The organism is Stutzerimonas stutzeri RCH2 (assembly GCF_000327065.1).
GTDB classification, from domain to species: domain Bacteria; phylum Pseudomonadota; class Gammaproteobacteria; order Pseudomonadales; family Pseudomonadaceae; genus Stutzerimonas; species Stutzerimonas stutzeri_AE.
On the sequence record NC_019936.1, the window covers coordinates 2354175 to 2370919 of the forward strand.

Here is a 16745-nt window from a genome sequence, read left to right on the forward strand (position 1 = left end):
TACGTGCATGCATGTGATTTGTATTGACGCATGCAAGTTCACCGGTATACATTCCGCCGCAATGTGATTTGCATGCATGCATGCATAGGCGAATGGACTTCACAAATGCTCGACAAAATCCACCTCTTCGTACCGTTTCGGGTCGATGCCATCGCTACCAGCACCGGTAAGCGCGGCAACGAGCTGTTGGTGGTCGATCTGGAAGCCCTGGGCGTTCCGCTCCGTGCTACCAGCGTCCTTTCGGACGGGAAGGGTGGTTATCAGGTCGAGGACATAAGCCACGCTTGGGAATCTCTCTCCACTGGCTTTACGCCGTTGGCGTTCAAGGTCTTTCACCAGTCGCTCGGCAAGCGCATTCAGCCCGGCGTCGAGCTGAAAGCCAGCCCTGCGAAGCTGCTCCAGGGGCACAACGTCTTCGGGCCTACCTCGATCCGCAAGGGCGGGGAGGTCATGTTGAAGTGGCTTGCCGGCTCATATCCGAAGCTGTGGGCCTTGCTGGACTGGCAGGCTGCTGAGGTTTACGGGATCGACTGCACCTATTCCGCTCGCCTGCCCGATCAGCGCACCGCGCTACAGCTCGTCCAGGCACTTCGCGGCGTTAGCAACGGCCAGACTCGCAACCGTGGTGACGACTACGAAACCACGGCTTATTGGGGCTCCAAGGAAACCCGCCTGCGCAAGCTCAAGGCGTACCTCAAGGGCCCTGAGTTTCGCCGCCAGCTCGATGATGCCATCAAGGCCGCCAGAGCCTATGGCGGTGCCAATTTCGTTCCCTCCCAAGCGTTCGCAGCCCACCGGCTGCTCTCGGTTCTCCAGAATCCCGCGCTCCAGGAGTGGGCCGAAAACCTCCTTCGTCTCGAAGCCACTGTCATGCACCGCTGGCTCGAACGCAGAAACATCCCGACGAATCTATGGGCCCTTTGCGACTACCAGGAACGGCTGGAAGAGCAGGGGAGTTGTTTTATTCAGTGGTGTTGGGAACAAGTAACTAAAGAACTGTTTGCGGCCTTTGAAGGTATCTCCATGCGAGTAATTAATGACGAAAAAGTGCTGGCCGCACTTAAAGCCCGTTGGACGAAGTTCGGAAAGAACGGGAAAGCCAATGAGACAGTTGCTCTCAACCTGTTTCGCACATATCGCAGTATCAAGGATTACGGTTGGCAGGAAACCATGGACTCTATGTCTCGTGCGACTTTCTACCGCCACGTTGATCAGATTTGCGAATGCGGACTTTCAAAAGCTGCACTTCAGAAGTTGAAGATGGACGATCAGAAGAACAACGTTGTTCCGATCCTGCGCTTCCTGCAAGTTGACTTCAGCGCTCAGCGTCCTGGTTGGTACGTTGAGCCGTCCGTGGAGGCTGCATGATGCGTTCTTGGGCCTATCTCCGCGGCTTTCGTGATTACCGGCCACGCCGCATTTATTGCAATCCGTACCTGCTTTGCAGTTACGACTACAACGAATATGAGCGTGGTTGGTTTCAGGCTCATAAGCGCACCGGGCTTTTTTCATGATCGCCGCGACTATCAACGCCCTGGTCGTCACTATGTGCGGACTGTTGGTAATTCACTTTCTCGGGCGCTGGGCCCGTTCATAACCGAGGTAATCACCATGCTTGTACAACTGGGCCTGTGCAAAGGCGTCACTTCCAAAGAAAAGCAAAACGGCATCATCGAACATTACTTGGTCCTTACCGCTCCAGGTAAAGACCAATTCGGTCAAGAAACCGAACAGTCGGTCGGCCTGAAAGTCTCCAAGCGTCAACTCGATTCAGGCATCGAGAATGCCTATAAGAAATACATCGGCCAGCAAGTTGCTGTTCCGGTATACGCCAAAGCCTGGAAGTCCAAAACTGGCACCGCTTTCGGCATGGACCTGTGGCTCTCCGATGACGGCCTGCCTGTTCCAGTTCAGCGCGTACAACCGCGTCCTGCTGCTGTATCTGGCGGCAACTGATGACAACCGGCGCTCTCATCTGTGAAGGCCAAGTAACCATCGCAAATGATGGCGCTCCCCTGTGTTCTGGTATGTGGCAATTAATGGCACTACCACAACCTTTCGACCCATCCCAGTTACAACCTGCCGAACTGGGCGCATTGTTTGGGTACGGCTTCGGCTTAGTTGCTGGCTGCTGCATCCTGGGCATTGTGGGTCGATTGTTTCTTAACGCTATATACAACCCAAGCAAGGAGTAACACCATGGAAGCAATGATCACTGCAATTACCGGTGCTGTTGACTGGGCTGCTGTTATCACTGGCGCTGGCACCATCTTTGGTGCGCTCGCCCTGGTCTATGTCGCCTTCAAAGGTGGCCAGATGCTCGTCAACGTCCTGCGCCGCGGTTAATCCAGCGTGCGTTGAACTGGGGGCCTCGGCCCCCTTTTCTTTTTCGGCGGGGGATATTCAATGGCCGATTTATATCAGTGGACGTTCTTTGTTCTCGGTTGCGTTTGTGGTTACGCCATCTTCGGGAGGCTCTAATGTTCCGCCTTCTATTAGCTTTTTCTCTCTTGGTCATATCCATCACTGCAAAGGCTGAATCCTACTATTGGATCATTTCCTTTCCTGCTGACAATGCTAGGTACGTCACTGCTGTTGCGGCTTGTAATGCAAACCATACCTATTACCAGCAACTTAACCCCGGTTACGACAGATATGATCAAAGGGTTGTAGTTGGTGAAACTTCATTTTATTGCGAAACCACTGGTTTGCGGCGTAATGCTCAGGGTGTATACGAGCCGTATGGTAGATGGGGAAACACTGCTAACCGTCGTGGAGATTCTTGCCAGCCGGGTGAAAACTACGACCCTAATGTTGGTGGTTGTGAGGTTCCCCCAGGTGAAATGGGCGAAGCGTGTGAAGGTCCTGATCCTGGCTTAACTAAGTTCGGCTATGTCTACAACTCCCAAGGCCAGTGTGTTGACTACACCCGAGCCGATACAGCATCACAATGCAAACTACTCGCTGGAACGTCAGCACCAACTAAGATTGCGGTTGTATTTAACGATGATGGATCGCCTCAGATCCCGCCGCCAATGAATGTCGGTGGCTGCGCGGGCATCGTTGCCTCTGTGGAGCATTGCGAAATGGCACCAGTTCGCTGTGGTGGTGCGTCTGGTAATTCCTGCATGCAGTCTAGTGTCAATACCTGCAAAGTCCTTGTTTCGTTCTCTGGCGCTGTCTCTGGTGACGGTAAGCCGCTTGTCATTAAGGGGCATGAAGGCTCCGAAGAGGGCGTTTGCCAGCCGGGAGATGCGTGTGATCCTGCACCTACGCCAATTCAAAATGAGGAAAAACCCTGTGTTTATGTCGAGGACGGGGAAGGTAGGCGTGTTTGTGATTCCAATAAATGGACGGGGCAACCCGGTGAAAAAAGCTGCGGTACTGTCAATGGTCAGCTTACTTGTATAGGCAAATCGCCGACATCGAACGGCATCAGCATTGGTACTGTCGTTGAGGAAAAAGCCAACGTCGACGGCACCAAGACAGTTACTAAGACCGACGTTCATAACGAAACCAAGTGCATTGGTGCGGGTAGTTGCAAGACCGAAACCACGACCAACAAAACCGTCATCGTTAAAGACTCTGCGGGTAACACTATCGGGCAGTCTGGAAGCTGCACCGGTCCTAAGTGTGCAACTGATGGCAAGGGCGACAAGAATGGTGATGGTCTTGATGATTGTAAGTCGGGCGAGGATTGCACCGATGAAGAGGAGTTCGAAGGCCCAACTAACGGCGACGCTGGAAGTTTTGGCGATAGCCTTGGCAACTTCACCTCACGTGTTAAAGGCGCTCCGATCATTGCGTCCGCATCAAGTTTGACGTTCGCGTCTGGCGGCTCGTGCTCGATGCCTTCTTTCTCTGTGCCAGTTCTCGGCACGCTTTCGTTTCAGCCTATGTGCCAATGGGCAGCTGATTGGTTCGCACCAATTAAAATGATCATGCTCGCGCTTTGGGCGCTTGTTGCTGTTCGCACCTTCTTGGAGGCCTAATTATGCTTGCCGACTTCGCGCAGTGGCTCAAAGACTTCTTCCTTTGGTTGCCGCTCAAGATATGGGAAATGATGCTCGATGCTCTCGCGAGCGTCATTGAGGCTCTTCCTGTCCCCGACTTCATGTCGAACGCTCAAGGTTATATGTCCAGCGTCGGAGGTAATGTTCTTTGGGTGCTTGATCTGTTTGCCGTTCCCCAGGGCATGGGCATGGTTATGGCGGCTTTAGTGCTCCGCTTCATTGTTCGCCGCATTCCGATCATTGGGTGATATATGGCTATCGACGCTTATGTTGGCCTTCCTGGTAGTGGCAAAACTTATTCGGTCGTTAAGTTTGCGATCCTGCCCAGCCTCAAACAGGGCCGTTTAGTTATCACGAACATCCCCCTCACTGATCTTGCCCATCAGGATTACCCCGACCAGATACGCCAGCTCCCGCATAACTGGTATCAGGATGAGAAACTGTTTGAGACTGTCCCTAATGGCGCTGTTGTTGTCCTCGACGAACTTTGGCGTCGATGGCCGAAGGGCATGCCCGCTGCCAAGGTTCCGTTTCGCGATAAAGAGTTTCTCGCCGAGCATCGGCACTTGGTAGACGAGGAGGGCAACAGCACCCGAATCGTCCTCGTTACTCAAGACCTGGACCAGATTGCCGCTTTTGCCACCATGCTTGTCGATACCACTTATCAGAGCGTCAAGCTGTCCGCCCTCGGAGCTAACAAGAAGTTTCGTGTTGATATCTACCAGGGCGCAGCAAAGGGTCAGAGGCCTCCTAAATCTCGGCTTCTTCGCTCGACTTATGACCGCTACGAAAAGTCGATTCACCAGTACTACCAGAGTGCTACCAAGAGCCTTACGGGCGTTGTTGGTGACGAATCCAGGGCGGACAAGCGTGCAACCATCTGGCGATCGCCGCTCATGATCTTCACCTTGATATCTCCGTTTCTGATTGGCTTCCTGGTCTGGCAGATCGTGCAGTTTTTCGGCAACGGCATGAGCTTCTCGAAGCGGGAACCAGAACCCGACCCAGTTGAGGCTCTAGCCGATATGCCCCTGGTCAACCCTATGCCTGCCGATCTGGCTCCTGCTGTTATCCAACAGCCGCAACAGACTCAACCGGCGCAGCGTGGTTATTCTGCCGTCTGGCGTGTCTCTGGCCACATCAAGCGCAAAGACCCTGACACGAACAAGATGCGTGACGTGGTCATGCTTTCGTCACTCAGTGGCATTCGATATGAGCCTATGGAGAACTGCGAGCCCATCAGCATGGGTTTCGAATTCCAATGCGAGGTTGACGGTGATTTGGTCACGCCCTGGTCTGGTCCGATCAACCAGAACATGACGGGCTATGTTCTTGGAGGGGCAACCCAATCCGTTGACGCTGGCAAGCAAGCGGTAGGACTTGGCGGCGAGCGTAGCGCTGCCGTCGAAGGACGCACCGCGCAGCCATCCGTTAATCCGATCTGATGCATACGACTCTTCATCGCACACGTTCTGATTGGGCGCTTCGCATAATGGATGGCCTTATGTTGAGCGGTGTCCGGACAATGCCTCTGGCTCCGGGCGCCGGTTAACATAGGGCCGATTATGCGCTGCGCTATCGATCTCGAATCCCGCCTCATCAAAACCGCCGAGCTGTATGCGCCGGGCCGCAAGGGTTCCGACGCCGTGACTTGGATTCTCGACGACTACCCACGACTTGTTGCCGAGATCCGTGATCTGAGAAAGCGAGTCGCCCAGCTCGATGACGAAGGTGCCCAGCTCGATGCAGTCCTTCAGGAGCTGCGTCAGATCGCTGAGCGAATCAATCATCTCTGACCTGTCCCCCTGGCCTCGACCTCGCCGCTCGCGGCGATTAGTCGCCTGCACTGCTTCCTGTCGTGCTGCATAGCGCCTGCGACGATACCCCCGAAGGGGCCGCAACCATCGACCCACAAAAAAGCCCCCAGCGGCCTGTATGGCCCTCTGGAGGCTTCTCGCGATCTTCGTCCCACCGTCCCCCCACCAGCTCAACCCGCGCCCCGATCTGCCCAAATGGAACAGCTCCAGGGCTTCTCTCTGCCGCTCTCCCAGGATCATCAGCACCGCTGACGGTTAGGTCACGAAGTTGCAGTGGTTCCGCCGCGCTTTGGCTTCACCGGCGCAGCCGGGTCCACCATCTCTAATGGTGGACTCTTGTCTCATGGCGAGACTTTCCTTTGTGGCTTTTCTCGCTTCAAACCCTTGCGCAGCAAGGGCTTGAAGGTTTTTTCCTTTAAATCCTCGCGCAATCCATTGTGTACGTACAAATGTTTATGTAAATTTGCGCCTAACTCAGCTTGGTGATGCGTATGACTGCCGATGACCGTGGCAACTCTTTCCTTCGTGATCTTCGCGCTCAGCTTGGTCGTGATCCAGAAACCGGCCTTACTGCCGATGAATCTACGCGCGAGCGGGTAAATCAGATTCTTGCGAACTTGGCCGACAACGAAGACGCTCGCGTGAATTTCCGCATCAATTCTGCCGTGAAAGAAGAGTTTGAGCGTCTTTGCCAGCAGCGAAGCTCAACCCTTAGCCGCGAGCTTCGACGCTTCATGATTCAAGCGATCAGCCGTCAGCGCTTCTGGCAGCAATAGGAGGAGGGCGCACCCCACCCTGAGGGCATGCCTTAAGAAGCCCTCCAGCGTCAAATTAGAGGCCTTGTGCCTTAAGAATCGAGCCCGAGCGGGCTAGATGCTGCCCTAGGGAGCGCCAACTCCCCAGGGTAGCTACCAATAACGATCTAATAAGGAGATCGATATGGCTGCTTCGAATGTTACTCAAGTACAGCGCAATGCTTGCGTTCACGCTTTTGGTTCCTTTGGCCAAAATCAGGTCCAAGCTGAAAAAATATCATGTTGGAAAGATGGTTCTTTCTCCGCTGACCCGTTCGTTTTCCTAGGGCGTCGTATTCGAGTCGGCGAACAGCTTCAGGCATGCTATGACGATGAGCGCGGCTTGGTTGAAGAGTCGTATGTGTACGAGGCGAAGGTTGTCGCGGTCCACATAGGCTCGGCTGCTGACGGCATCGAGAGTTCGCTGCTTTTGCGCCCGAACGACGTAAATCACGAAAACTACGTTGATATCTCCAGGCTCACAGTTCTGGAGGTGCTTGAGTGAAACCCTTAATGCTCGGAACCTTGTCCAGAGTACCAGCAGCACGTCTGCTGCAACTGGGCGAGTGCCCGCAGCCCATCAGCATGGGTTTCGAATTCCAATGCGAGGTTGACGGTGATTTGGTCACGCCCTGGTCTGGTCCGATCAACCAGAACATGACGGGCTATGTTCTTGGAGGGGCAACCCAATCCGTTGACGCTGGCAAGCAAGCGGTAGGACTTGGCGGCGAGCGTAGCGCTGCCGTCGAAGGACGCACCGCGCAGCCATCCGTTAATCCGATCTGATGCATACGACTCTTCATCGCACACGTTCTGATTGGGCGCTTCGCATAATGGATGGCCTTATGTTGAGCGGTGTCCGGACAATGCCTCTGGCTCCGGGCGCCGGTTAACATAGGGCCGATTATGCGCTGCGCTATCGATCTCGAATCCCGCCTCATCAAAACCGCCGAGCTGTATGCGCCGGGCCGCAAGGGTTCCGACGCCGTGACTTGGATTCTCGACGACTACCCACGACTTGTTGCCGAGATCCGTGATCTGAGAAAGCGAGTCGCCCAGCTCGATGACGAAGGTGCCCAGCTCGATGCAGTCCTTCAGGAGCTGCGTCAGATCGCTGAGCGAATCAATCATCTCTGACCTGTCCCCCTGGCCTCGACCTCGCCGCTCGCGGCGATTAGTCGCCTGCACTGCTTCCTGTCGTGCTGCATAGCGCCTGCGACGATACCCCCGAAGGGGCCGCAACCATCGACCCACAAAAAAGCCCCCAGCGGCCTGTATGGCCCTCTGGAGGCTTCTCGCGATCTTCGTCCCACCGTCCCCCCACCAGCTCAACCCGCGCCCCGATCTGCCCAAATGGAACAGCTCCAGGGCTTCTCTCTGCCGCTCTCCCAGGATCATCAGCACCGCTGACGGTTAGGTCACGAAGTTGCAGTGGTTCCGCCGCGCTTTGGCTTCACCGGCGCAGCCGGGTCCACCATCTCTAATGGTGGACTCTTGTCTCATGGCGAGACTTTCCTTTGTGGCTTTTCTCGCTTCAAACCCTTGCGCAGCAAGGGCTTGAAGGTTTTTTCCTTTAAATCCTCGCGCAATCCATTGTGTACGTACAAATGTTTATGTAAATTTGCGCCTAACTCAGCTTGGTGATGCGTATGACTGCCGATGACCGTGGCAACTCTTTCCTTCGTGATCTTCGCGCTCAGCTTGGTCGTGATCCAGAAACCGGCCTTACTGCCGATGAATCTACGCGCGAGCGGGTAAATCAGATTCTTGCGAACTTGGCCGACAACGAAGACGCTCGCGTGAATTTCCGCATCAATTCTGCCGTGAAAGAAGAGTTTGAGCGTCTTTGCCAGCAGCGAAGCTCAACCCTTAGCCGCGAGCTTCGACGCTTCATGATTCAAGCGATCAGCCGTCAGCGCTTCTGGCAGCAATAGGAGGAGGGCGCACCCCACCCTGAGGGCATGCCTTAAGAAGCCCTCCAGCGTCAAATTAGAGGCCTTGTGCCTTAAGAATCGAGCCCGAGCGGGCTAGATGCTGCCCTAGGGAGCGCCAACTCCCCAGGGTAGCTACCAATAACGATCTAATAAGGAGATCGATATGGCTGCTTCGAATGTTACTCAAGTACAGCGCAATGCTTGCGTTCACGCTTTTGGTTCCTTTGGCCAAAATCAGGTCCAAGCTGAAAAAATATCATGTTGGAAAGATGGTTCTTTCTCCGCTGACCCGTTCGTTTTCCTAGGGCGTCGTATTCGAGTCGGCGAACAGCTTCAGGCATGCTATGACGATGAGCGCGGCTTGGTTGAAGAGTCGTATGTGTACGAGGCGAAGGTTGTCGCGGTCCACATAGGCTCGGCTGCTGACGGCATCGAGAGTTCGCTGCTTTTGCGCCCGAACGACGTAAATCACGAAAACTACGTTGATATCTCCAGGCTCACAGTTCTGGAGGTGCTTGAGTGAAACCCTTAATGCTCGGAACCTTGTCCAGAGTACCAGCAGCACGTCTGCTGCAACTGGGCGAGTGCCCGCAGCCCATCAGCATGGGTTTCGAATTCCAATGCGAGGTTGACGGTGATTTGGTCACGCCCTGGTCTGGTCCGATCAACCAGAACATGACGGGCTATGTTCTTGGAGGGGCAACCCAATCCGTTGACGCTGGCAAGCAAGCGGTAGGACTTGGCGGCGAGCGTAGCGCTGCCGTCGAAGGACGCACCGCGCAGCCATCCGTTAATCCGATCTGATGCATACGACTCTTCATCGCACACGTTCTGATTGGGCGCTTCGCATAATGGATGGCCTTATGTTGAGCGGTGTCCGGACAATGCCTCTGGCTCCGGGCGCCGGTTAACATAGGGCCGATTATGCGCTGCGCTATCGATCTCGAATCCCGCCTCATCAAAACCGCCGAGCTGTATGCGCCGGGCCGCAAGGGTTCCGACGCCGTGACTTGGATTCTCGACGACTACCCACGACTTGTTGCCGAGATCCGTGATCTGAGAAAGCGAGTCGCCCAGCTCGATGACGAAGGTGCCCAGCTCGATGCAGTCCTTCAGGAGCTGCGTCAGATCGCTGAGCGAATCAATCATCTCTGACCTGTCCCCCTGGCCTCGACCTCGCCGCTCGCGGCGATTAGTCGCCTGCACTGCTTCCTGTCGTGCTGCATAGCGCCTGCGACGATACCCCCGAAGGGGCCGCAACCATCGACCCACAAAAAAGCCCCCAGCGGCCTGTATGGCCCTCTGGAGGCTTCTCGCGATCTTCGTCCCACCGTCCCCCCACCAGCTCAACCCGCGCCCCGATCTGCCCAAATGGAACAGCTCCAGGGCTTCTCTCTGCCGCTCTCCCAGGATCATCAGCACCGCTGACGGTTAGGTCACGAAGTTGCAGTGGTTCCGCCGCGCTTTGGCTTCACCGGCGCAGCCGGGTCCACCATCTCTAATGGTGGACTCTTGTCTCATGGCGAGACTTTCCTTTGTGGCTTTTCTCGCTTCAAACCCTTGCGCAGCAAGGGCTTGAAGGTTTTTCCTTTAAATCCTCGCGCAATCCATTGTGTACGTACAAATGTTTATGTAAATTTGCGCCTAACTCAGCTTGGTGATGCGTATGACTGCCGATGACCGTGGCAACTCTTTCCTTCGTGATCTTCGCGCTCAGCTTGGTCGTGATCCAGAAACCGGCCTTACTGCCGATGAATCTACGCGCGAGCGGGTAAATCAGATTCTTGCGAACTTGGCCGACAACGAAGACGCTCGCGTGAATTTCCGCATCAATTCTGCCGTGAAAGAAGAGTTTGAGCGTCTTTGCCAGCAGCGAAGCTCAACCCTTAGCCGCGAGCTTCGACGCTTCATGATTCAAGCGATCAGCCGTCAGCGCTTCTGGCAGCAATAGGAGGAGGGCGCACCCCACCCTGAGGGCATGCCTTAAGAAGCCCTCCAGCGTCAAATTAGAGGCCTTGTGCCTTAAGAATCGAGCCCGAGCGGGCTAGATGCTGCCCTAGGGAGCGCCAACTCCCCAGGGTAGCTACCAATAACGATCTAATAAGGAGATCGATATGGCTGCTTCGAATGTTACTCAAGTACAGCGCAATGCTTGCGTTCACGCTTTTGGTTCCTTTGGCCAAAATCAGGTCCAAGCTGAAAAAATATCATGTTGGAAAGATGGTTCTTTCTCCGCTGACCCGTTCGTTTTCCTAGGGCGTCGTATTCGAGTCGGCGAACGGCTTCAGGCATGCTATGACGATGAGCGCGGCTTGGTTGAAGAGTCGTATGTGTACGAGGCGAAGGTTGTCGCGGTCCACATAGGCTCGGCTGCTGACGGCATCGAGAGTTCGCTGCTTTGCGCCCGAACGACGTAAATCACGAAACTACGTTGATATCTCCAGGCTCACAGTTCTGGAGGTGCTTGAGTGAAACCCTTAATGCTCGGAACCTTGTCCAGAGTACCAGCAGCACGTCTGCTGCAACTGGGCGAGTGCCCGCAGCCCATCAGCATGGGTTTCGAATTCCAATGCGAGGTTGACGGTGATTTGGTCACGCCCTGGTCTGGTCCGATCAACCAGAACATGACGGGCTATGTTCTTGGAGGGGCAACCCAATCCGTTGACGCTGGCAAGCAAGCGGTAGGACTTGGCGGCGAGCGTAGCGCTGCCGTCGAAGGACGCACCGCGCAGCCATCCGTTAATCCGATCTGATGCATACGACTCTTCATCGCACACGTTCTGATTGGGCGCTTCGCATAATCTATATTATGTTAAATTGCATATGGGATTGATTCGGCCTATCCATCAATTTCACCCGCTTCACGTCCTTGCGAAGCGAATGCCACAACCATCCCTCTCCCCGTTGCACCTCGTACTTCTTCAGAAAAAAGCCGCTAACTGCAGACTTGAGACTCCTGCTCAAATTTGCCTCCGCGACGGCAGGCATCACATGCCGGATGGGTCATTCGAACTAGCTTTTCAATAGCCGTTGCTTCAGATAGTCGACCAGTGCATCCAGACTGACCAGCAGCTGGTAGTCCGCTTCTGGAATGTTCACTCCCAGGCGCTGATGCAAGGCGGCTAGGTAGCGCAGCCAGTCCATCGAGTCGAGATCGACTTCGTCGCGCAATGGGCGATCGTGCCGCAAGTCGTCTACCTGGACTTCCGGTGCGATGCGTTGCAGTGCGTCGAGGGTTACGCGGCGGATTTCCGCTTCGTCCATGTCGTCTCCTTAGAGTTGCTCGGGGTTTTGCAGCAGGCGGCGAACTTCCGCGAGAAAACGTGCGCCGTAATGGCCGTCGCTGGCGCGGTGATCGGCGGCCAGGCTTAGCACCACGCTCGGCATCACGCAGAGCGCACCGGCCTCGACCCAGGGCCGCTCGACGATGCGCCCGACTCCTACCAACGCCACCTGCGGCGGATAGATCACGCCGAACACGCTGTCCACGCCCTGCTCGCCCAGTTGGGTGACCGTCAGCGTGGCGTCGCTCAGCTCTGAACTGCGTAGCGATCCGGCACGGGCACGCTGGACCAGATCGCCGAGCGCCTGCATCAGCTGCGGCAATGGCTGACCGGCGACATCGTGCAGCGCCGGTGCGATCAGGCCGCCCTGGCGCAACGAGATGGCGGTGCCCAAGTGGATGCCTTCGCCCGGCTGGAACGCGCCGTCGCGCCAGTAGCCGTTCAGCTGCGGATAGTCGCGCAACGCCAGCGCCACGGCCTTGAGCAGCAGTACGCTGACCAGCAGCCGCTCTTCGGGAATGCGCTCAGCGTTGTAGGCCTGCAACCAGCGCGCCGCGGCGCCGAAGGCGACCGTTTCGCTCAGGTAGTAATGGGGAATCTCGCGCTTGGAGCGACTCATGGCGGCGGCGATGGCCTGGCGCATGGCGGCATTGCGATCCGCTGGCGCGGCCTTCGCGGCGGCGGCTTCGACATCCTGCAGGGTGACGCTGCCGTGCGGGCCGCTGCCGCTGAGGGTCGCCGGGTCGATACCCAGTTCGGCAGCGCGCCTGCGTGCCACCGGAGAGATGCGTGCGCGGCTGGTGTCGGCCGGCGGCGCGACCGCTGTCACCGGCGGTTGCTCTGCGGCTACCGCAACGGGAACAGGCGCGGGAGATTGCGCCAGCGCGGCCTCGCGGGCTTCGCCGGGTTCCAGCAGCCTGGCCAGCGGCGTGCCGACCGGAATCTTGCTGCCCGGTTCGACCAGCAGCTCGAGCACTTCACCGCTGTGCCAGCACTCGACATCTACCGCGGCCTTGGCGGTATCCACCACGGCGATCACCTCGCCGCGCTCGATGCGCTCGCCGGGCTTGACCTTCCACTGCAGCAGTGTGCCTTCGTCCATGTCCGCGCCCAGCGACGGCAGTTTGAAAACAATCATGCGCACCTCATGACTAGCACAGCAGCTGGCGGGCCGCCGCGATGATGGTCGGGACCTGCGGCAGCGCCGCCTCCTCCAGGTGCCTGGCGTAGGGAATCGGCACCTCGGCGCTGCATACCCGCGCTGGCGGTGCGTCGAGCTCGAAGAAGCCCTGTTCGATGATGCGGGTGATGATTTCCGCCGACAGGCTGCCGCTGCGCCAGCCTTCGTCGACCACCAGGGCACGCCGCGTCTTGCGTACCGAATCGAGGATGGTCACCTCGTCCAGCGGACGCAGCACGCGCAGGTCGATGACTTCCGCAGCGATGCCCTCCTCGGCCAGCTGGTCGGCGGCCTGCAGTGCCTTGTGCAGCGTGCCGCCATAGGCGATCAGGCTCAGGTCGCTGCCCGGCCGGCGCACCCGGGCCGAGCGGATGTCCACCGCCATCGAGGGCGGCAGCTCGTCCTCCAGGTTGTAGAGCTGAGCGTGCTCGAAGATGAGCACCGGGTCCGGATCCTGCAGCGCCGGCCAGAGCATGCCGCGGGCATCCTCGACGGTGGCCGGTGCGAGCACCTTCAGGCCAGGCACATGGGCAAACCAGCCTTCCAGGCTGTGCGAATGCTGCGCCGCCAGCTGGCGCCCGGCGCCGGTGGCCATGCGCAGCACCAGCGGCACGGAAAACTGCCCGCCGGACATGTGCCGCAGCGTCGCGGCGGTATTGATCAGCGGGTCGAGGGCCAGCAGCGCGAAATTCACCGTCATGACCTCGACGATCGGCCGCATGCCGCCCAGCGCGGCACCGATGCCGGCACCGACGAACGCCAGCTCGGACAGCGGCGTGTCGCGGATGCGCGCCTCGCCGAATTCCTCGAGCAAGCCCTTGGAAACCGCATAGGTGCCGCCGTAGCGACCGACATCTTCGCCCATCAGGAAAGCCCTTTCGTCACGCTGCAGAGCCTCGCGCAACGCTTCGCGCAGGGCTTCGCGGTAACTGATCCGGTTGTTCATGGCTGCACCTGCGGCGTGTAGACATCGTTGCAAAGCTGTTCGACGGGTTCCAGCGTGCCGGCTTCGGCGTAGGCCACGGCGTCCTCCACCTCCTCGCGCACCGCGGCCTCGATGGCCAGCAGGCCCGCCGCGTCCAGCAGCCCCTGGGCCTGGAGCCGCACGCTGTAGCTGTGGATCGGGTCGCGCTGTTTCCACAGCTCCACTTCCGCCTTGTCGCGATACAGCTCCGGATCGAACATCGAATGGGCGCGGAAGCGGTAGGTCTGCAGTTCCAGGAAGTACGGCCCCTGGCCGCTGCGCACATGCTCCACCGCCGCACGGGTAGCGTCGTGCACGGCGACCACGTCCATGCCGTCGACCGCACGGGCCGCCACCCGGTAGGCCGCAGCCTTGGCGCACAGGTCGGTCTGCGATTGCGAACGGGCCAGCGCGGTGCCCATCGCGTAGAGGTTGTTCTCGCAGCAGAACAGCACCGGCAGCTGCCAGAGCGCCGCCAGGTTCATCGACTCGTGGAAGGCACCCTCGGCCATCGCCCCCTCGCCGAAGAAGCAGGCGCTGACCCGCGTGCCCTGCCGCATCTGCTCGGCCAGTGCCAGGCCGACCGCCAGTGGCAGCCCACCGCCGACGATGGCATTGCCACCGAAGAAGCGTGTGCCGGCATCGAACAGGTGCATGGAGCCGCCCCGCCCGCCCGAACAGCCCTGCTGACGCCCGTACATCTCGGCCATGATCGCCCGCATCGACACACCCTGGATCAGCGCGTGGCCATGCTCGCGATAGGTGGCGACGATCGCATCATCGGCGGCCAGCGCATGCAGCGCCCCTACAGCCACCGCCTCTTCGCCGATGTAGAGGTGCAGGAAACCGCGAATCTTGCCCTCGCCGTACAGCTCGGCGGCGCGTTCTTCCATGATGCGCACGCGCAGCATGTCGCGCAGCAGATTCAGCGCCAGCTCGGGCGGGTAGCTCAGGGTGGCCTGCGTGTTCATCAGGGATTCTCCAGGGTGGAAATATCGCCTTCCGGCAGCCCCAGTTCGCGGGCCTTGAGCAGCCGACGCATCAGCTTGCCGCTGCGCGTACGCGGCAGACTGGCGAGGAATTCCAGCTCCTTCGGCGCGACGGCGGCACCCAGGCGCTTGCGCGCATGGCCGATCAGCTCGTCATGCAGCGCCTCGCTGGCCTCGCGGCCGCGCTTGAGCGAGACGAACGCCTTGACCGTCTCGCCGAGCAGCGGGTCGGGTTTGCCGATCACCGCGGCTTCGGCCACGGCGGAATGCTCCATCAACGCGCTTTCCACCTCGAACGGGCCGATCAGGTGGCCGGCCGATTTGATCACGTCGTCGCTGCGCCCGATGAACCAGTAGTAGCCATCGGCATCGCGCCGTGCCAGGTCGCCGCTCAGATACCAGTCACCGGCGAAGCAGCGCCGGTAGCGCTCCTCCTGTCCCAGATAGGTGCGGAACATGCCCGGCCATGGCTGTTTCAGGGCCAGTTCGCCGATCTCGTCGTCGCCTAGGAAGGTCAGGTTGCCGTCTTCGCCGTGTCGGACGATGGCCGCCTCCACGCCGGGCAGCGGCTTGCCCATGGAGCCTGGCTTGATCGGCATGGCCGGGATGTTGGCGATCATGATGCCGCCGGTCTCGGTCTGCCACCAGTTGTCATGGATCGGCAGGCCGAGCACTTCCTTGCCCCACCAGACCGCCTCAGGGTTGAGCGGCTCGCCGACGCTGGCGACGAAGCGCAGCTGCGGGTGGAAATGCCGGCGTGCCAGTTCCGGCCCGGCCTTCATCAGCATGCGGATCGCGGTGGGCGCGGTGTACCAGACGCTGATGCGCTCCTTCTCGAGGATGCCGTACCAGCGCTCGGCATCGAACTCGCCGCAATCGACCACGCTGGTCACGCCCAGCAGCAGCGGCGCGAGGATGCCGTAGGAGGTGCCGGTGACCCAGCCCGGATCGGCGCTGCACCAATAGATGTCGTCCGGGTGCAGGTCCAGGGCATAACGGCCGGTGACATAGTGGGTCAGCGCGGCGCCATGCACGTGCAGTGCGCCCTTCGGCGTGCCGGTGGTGCCGCTGGTGAAATGCAGCAGCGAAGGGCTGTCCGCCGTGGTCGGCGCGATCTTGAATTCCTCGCCCGCGGCGGCCAGCAGGTCGTGCAGGTCCAGCGTGCCGTCGATGCTGGTGTGTCCGCCGCTCTCGTCGTAGAGCAGCACGTGCTTGAGCAGCGGCAGCCGGTCGCGCAGCCTGGCGACCTTCTTGCGATAGAGCATCTCGCTGGTCAGCAACACGCTGCAGTCGCCGAGGCGCAGGCGGGTTTCCAGTGGCTCGGGGCCGAACGCAGCGAACAGCGGGGACACTACGCAGCCGTTCTTCAGGCCGCCAAGCACGCCGAGATACAGCTCCACACCGCGATTGCAGAGCACGAACAGCCGCTCGCCCCTGGCGACGCCGAGCTGCGCCAGCACGTTGGCAAAGCGATTTGTCTGGCGCTTGAGTTGTAGGTAACTGAGCTCGCGACGGCTGCCATTGCGCTCGAGAAAGCGCAGCGCGCAATACCCGGCCCGCGGCCCGGCGGCATGCCGGTCGACCGCCTCATGGGCCAGGTTCAGCCCGCCGCCGGGCAGCCCGTTCAAGGCATCGGCTGCCATCGGCCAGGAGAACTCCCCCTCGCTGAACCGGGCATCGGGCCAATTGGGCGGTACCGTCAGATCCTTTGGTTGTTTTTCGATGATCGCTGTACGCATAGCCATTCCCCGGAACCAAGAGAGGAAGCTG

General features: G+C 58.8%; 23 protein-coding genes. 15 read left to right on the plus strand and 8 right to left on the minus strand.

The annotated features are described in order from the left end of the window. The first annotated feature begins 105 nt into the window (after positions 1-105). The 6 genes from PSEST_RS10730 to PSEST_RS10745 all read left to right on the plus strand — a co-directional run bounded on the left by PSEST_RS10730 (position 106) and on the right by PSEST_RS10745 (position 5458). Complete coding sequence (locus PSEST_RS10730; RefSeq protein ID WP_015277008.1) at positions 106-1368, plus strand: phage/plasmid replication protein, II/X family; 1263 nt, start codon at positions 106-108, stop codon at positions 1366-1368. Positions 1369-1611: 243 nt separating this feature from the next. Then, positions 1612-1956 carry a DNA-binding protein gene (locus PSEST_RS10735; RefSeq protein WP_015277010.1) on the plus strand — a complete coding sequence of 115 codons (345 nt, stop codon included), beginning with the start codon at positions 1612-1614 and terminating at the stop codon, positions 1954-1956. A gap of 243 nt (positions 1957-2199) precedes the next feature. Next, a complete protein-coding gene (locus tag PSEST_RS22115; RefSeq protein WP_015277011.1) occupies positions 2200-2346 on the plus strand; it encodes a hypothetical protein in 147 nt (48 codons plus the stop codon). Between the two features lie 134 nt (positions 2347-2480). Then, complete coding sequence (locus PSEST_RS21765) at positions 2481-3992, plus strand: hypothetical protein (RefSeq protein ID WP_015277012.1); 1512 nt, start codon at positions 2481-2483, stop codon at positions 3990-3992. A gap of 2 nt (positions 3993-3994) precedes the next feature. Next, complete coding sequence (locus PSEST_RS10740; RefSeq protein WP_015277013.1) at positions 3995-4261, plus strand: DUF2523 family protein; 267 nt, start codon at positions 3995-3997, stop codon at positions 4259-4261. A 3-nt stretch (positions 4262-4264) separates the two neighbouring features. Next, the gene (locus PSEST_RS10745; RefSeq protein WP_015277014.1) at positions 4265-5458 is read left to right on the plus strand and encodes a zonular occludens toxin domain-containing protein; all 1194 of its coding nucleotides are present in this window, start codon (positions 4265-4267) and stop codon (positions 5456-5458) included. Between the two features lie 57 nt (positions 5459-5515). On the opposite strand, the gene PSEST_RS22120 is transcribed toward PSEST_RS10745, so the two are convergent. Further along, positions 5516-5803, minus strand: a complete 288-nt coding sequence (locus PSEST_RS22120) for a hypothetical protein (protein WP_157372390.1) — start codon at positions 5801-5803, stop codon at positions 5516-5518. Between the two features lie 518 nt (positions 5804-6321). Between PSEST_RS22120 and PSEST_RS10755 the strand changes: the two genes are divergently transcribed. The 3 genes from PSEST_RS10755 to PSEST_RS10765 all read left to right on the plus strand — a co-directional run bounded on the left by PSEST_RS10755 (position 6322) and on the right by PSEST_RS10765 (position 7410). Next, positions 6322-6606 carry a hypothetical protein gene (locus PSEST_RS10755; protein WP_157372393.1) on the plus strand — a complete coding sequence of 95 codons (285 nt, stop codon included), beginning with the start codon at positions 6322-6324 and terminating at the stop codon, positions 6604-6606. A gap of 163 nt (positions 6607-6769) precedes the next feature. Next, positions 6770-7129 carry a hypothetical protein gene (locus tag PSEST_RS10760; RefSeq protein ID WP_015277015.1) on the plus strand — a complete coding sequence of 120 codons (360 nt, stop codon included), beginning with the start codon at positions 6770-6772 and terminating at the stop codon, positions 7127-7129. Next, positions 7126-7410 (plus strand): hypothetical protein, encoded by a 285-nt coding sequence (locus PSEST_RS10765; RefSeq protein WP_015277016.1) that lies wholly within the window; start codon positions 7126-7128, stop codon positions 7408-7410. The genes PSEST_RS10760 and PSEST_RS10765 overlap by 4 nt, the downstream gene beginning before the upstream one ends. Positions 7411-7467: 57 nt before the next feature. On the opposite strand, the gene PSEST_RS22125 is transcribed toward PSEST_RS10765, so the two are convergent. Continuing rightward, positions 7468-7755 carry a hypothetical protein gene (locus PSEST_RS22125; protein WP_157372390.1) on the minus strand — a complete coding sequence of 96 codons (288 nt, stop codon included), beginning with the start codon at positions 7753-7755 and terminating at the stop codon, positions 7468-7470. A 518-nt stretch (positions 7756-8273) separates the two neighbouring features. Between PSEST_RS22125 and PSEST_RS10775 the strand changes: the two genes are divergently transcribed. The 3 genes from PSEST_RS10775 (at position 8274) to PSEST_RS10785 (ending at position 9362) form a co-directional block, all read left to right on the plus strand. Then, positions 8274-8558, plus strand: a complete 285-nt coding sequence (locus PSEST_RS10775; protein WP_157372393.1) for a hypothetical protein — start codon at positions 8274-8276, stop codon at positions 8556-8558. A gap of 163 nt (positions 8559-8721) precedes the next feature. Continuing rightward, entirely contained in the window at positions 8722-9081 is a 360-nt protein-coding gene (locus PSEST_RS10780; RefSeq protein ID WP_015277015.1) for a hypothetical protein, read from the plus strand. Beyond that, positions 9078-9362, plus strand: coding sequence for a hypothetical protein (locus PSEST_RS10785; RefSeq protein ID WP_015277016.1), 285 nt, complete (start codon positions 9078-9080; stop codon positions 9360-9362). Before PSEST_RS10780 ends, PSEST_RS10785 begins: the two co-directional genes overlap by 4 nt. Before the next feature lie 57 nt (positions 9363-9419). Here the strand turns inward: PSEST_RS10785 and PSEST_RS22130 are convergent, their stop codons facing one another. Further along, entirely contained in the window at positions 9420-9707 is a 288-nt protein-coding gene (locus tag PSEST_RS22130; RefSeq protein ID WP_157372390.1) for a hypothetical protein, read from the minus strand. A 517-nt stretch (positions 9708-10224) separates the two neighbouring features. On the opposite strand from PSEST_RS22130, the gene PSEST_RS10795 reads away from it, so the two are divergent. From PSEST_RS10795 to PSEST_RS21785, 3 genes are all read left to right on the plus strand, one after another. After that, positions 10225-10509, plus strand: coding sequence for a hypothetical protein (locus PSEST_RS10795; RefSeq protein ID WP_157372393.1), 285 nt, complete (start codon positions 10225-10227; stop codon positions 10507-10509). A gap of 163 nt (positions 10510-10672) precedes the next feature. After that, positions 10673-10975, plus strand: a complete 303-nt coding sequence (locus PSEST_RS10800; protein ID WP_015277017.1) for a hypothetical protein — start codon at positions 10673-10675, stop codon at positions 10973-10975. 51 nt (positions 10976-11026) lie between these two features. Continuing rightward, a complete protein-coding gene (locus tag PSEST_RS21785; RefSeq protein ID WP_015277016.1) occupies positions 11027-11311 on the plus strand; it encodes a hypothetical protein in 285 nt (94 codons plus the stop codon). 259 nt (positions 11312-11570) lie between these two features. On the opposite strand, the gene PSEST_RS10810 is transcribed toward PSEST_RS21785, so the two are convergent. The 5 genes from PSEST_RS10810 to acsA are packed head-to-tail and all read right to left on the minus strand — an operon-like array spanning position 11571 to position 16720. Then, a complete protein-coding gene (locus PSEST_RS10810; RefSeq protein ID WP_015277018.1) occupies positions 11571-11822 on the minus strand; it encodes an acyl carrier protein in 252 nt (83 codons plus the stop codon). Positions 11823-11831: 9 nt separating this feature from the next. Continuing rightward, complete coding sequence (locus tag PSEST_RS10815) at positions 11832-12980, minus strand: dihydrolipoamide acetyltransferase family protein (RefSeq protein ID WP_015277019.1); 1149 nt, start codon at positions 12978-12980, stop codon at positions 11832-11834. Between the two features lie 13 nt (positions 12981-12993). Next, positions 12994-13968: an alpha-ketoacid dehydrogenase subunit beta gene (locus PSEST_RS10820; protein ID WP_015277020.1), complete on the minus strand. Its 975-nt coding sequence runs from the start codon at positions 13966-13968 to the stop codon at positions 12994-12996. Next, complete coding sequence (pdhA, locus tag PSEST_RS10825) at positions 13965-14957, minus strand: pyruvate dehydrogenase (acetyl-transferring) E1 component subunit alpha (protein WP_015277021.1); 993 nt, start codon at positions 14955-14957, stop codon at positions 13965-13967. The genes PSEST_RS10820 and pdhA overlap by 4 nt, the downstream gene beginning before the upstream one ends. Next, entirely contained in the window at positions 14957-16720 is a 1764-nt protein-coding gene (gene acsA / locus PSEST_RS10830) for an acetate--CoA ligase (protein WP_232422549.1), read from the minus strand. Before acsA ends, pdhA begins: the two co-directional genes overlap by 1 nt. Positions 16721-16745: the final 25 nt, after the last annotated feature.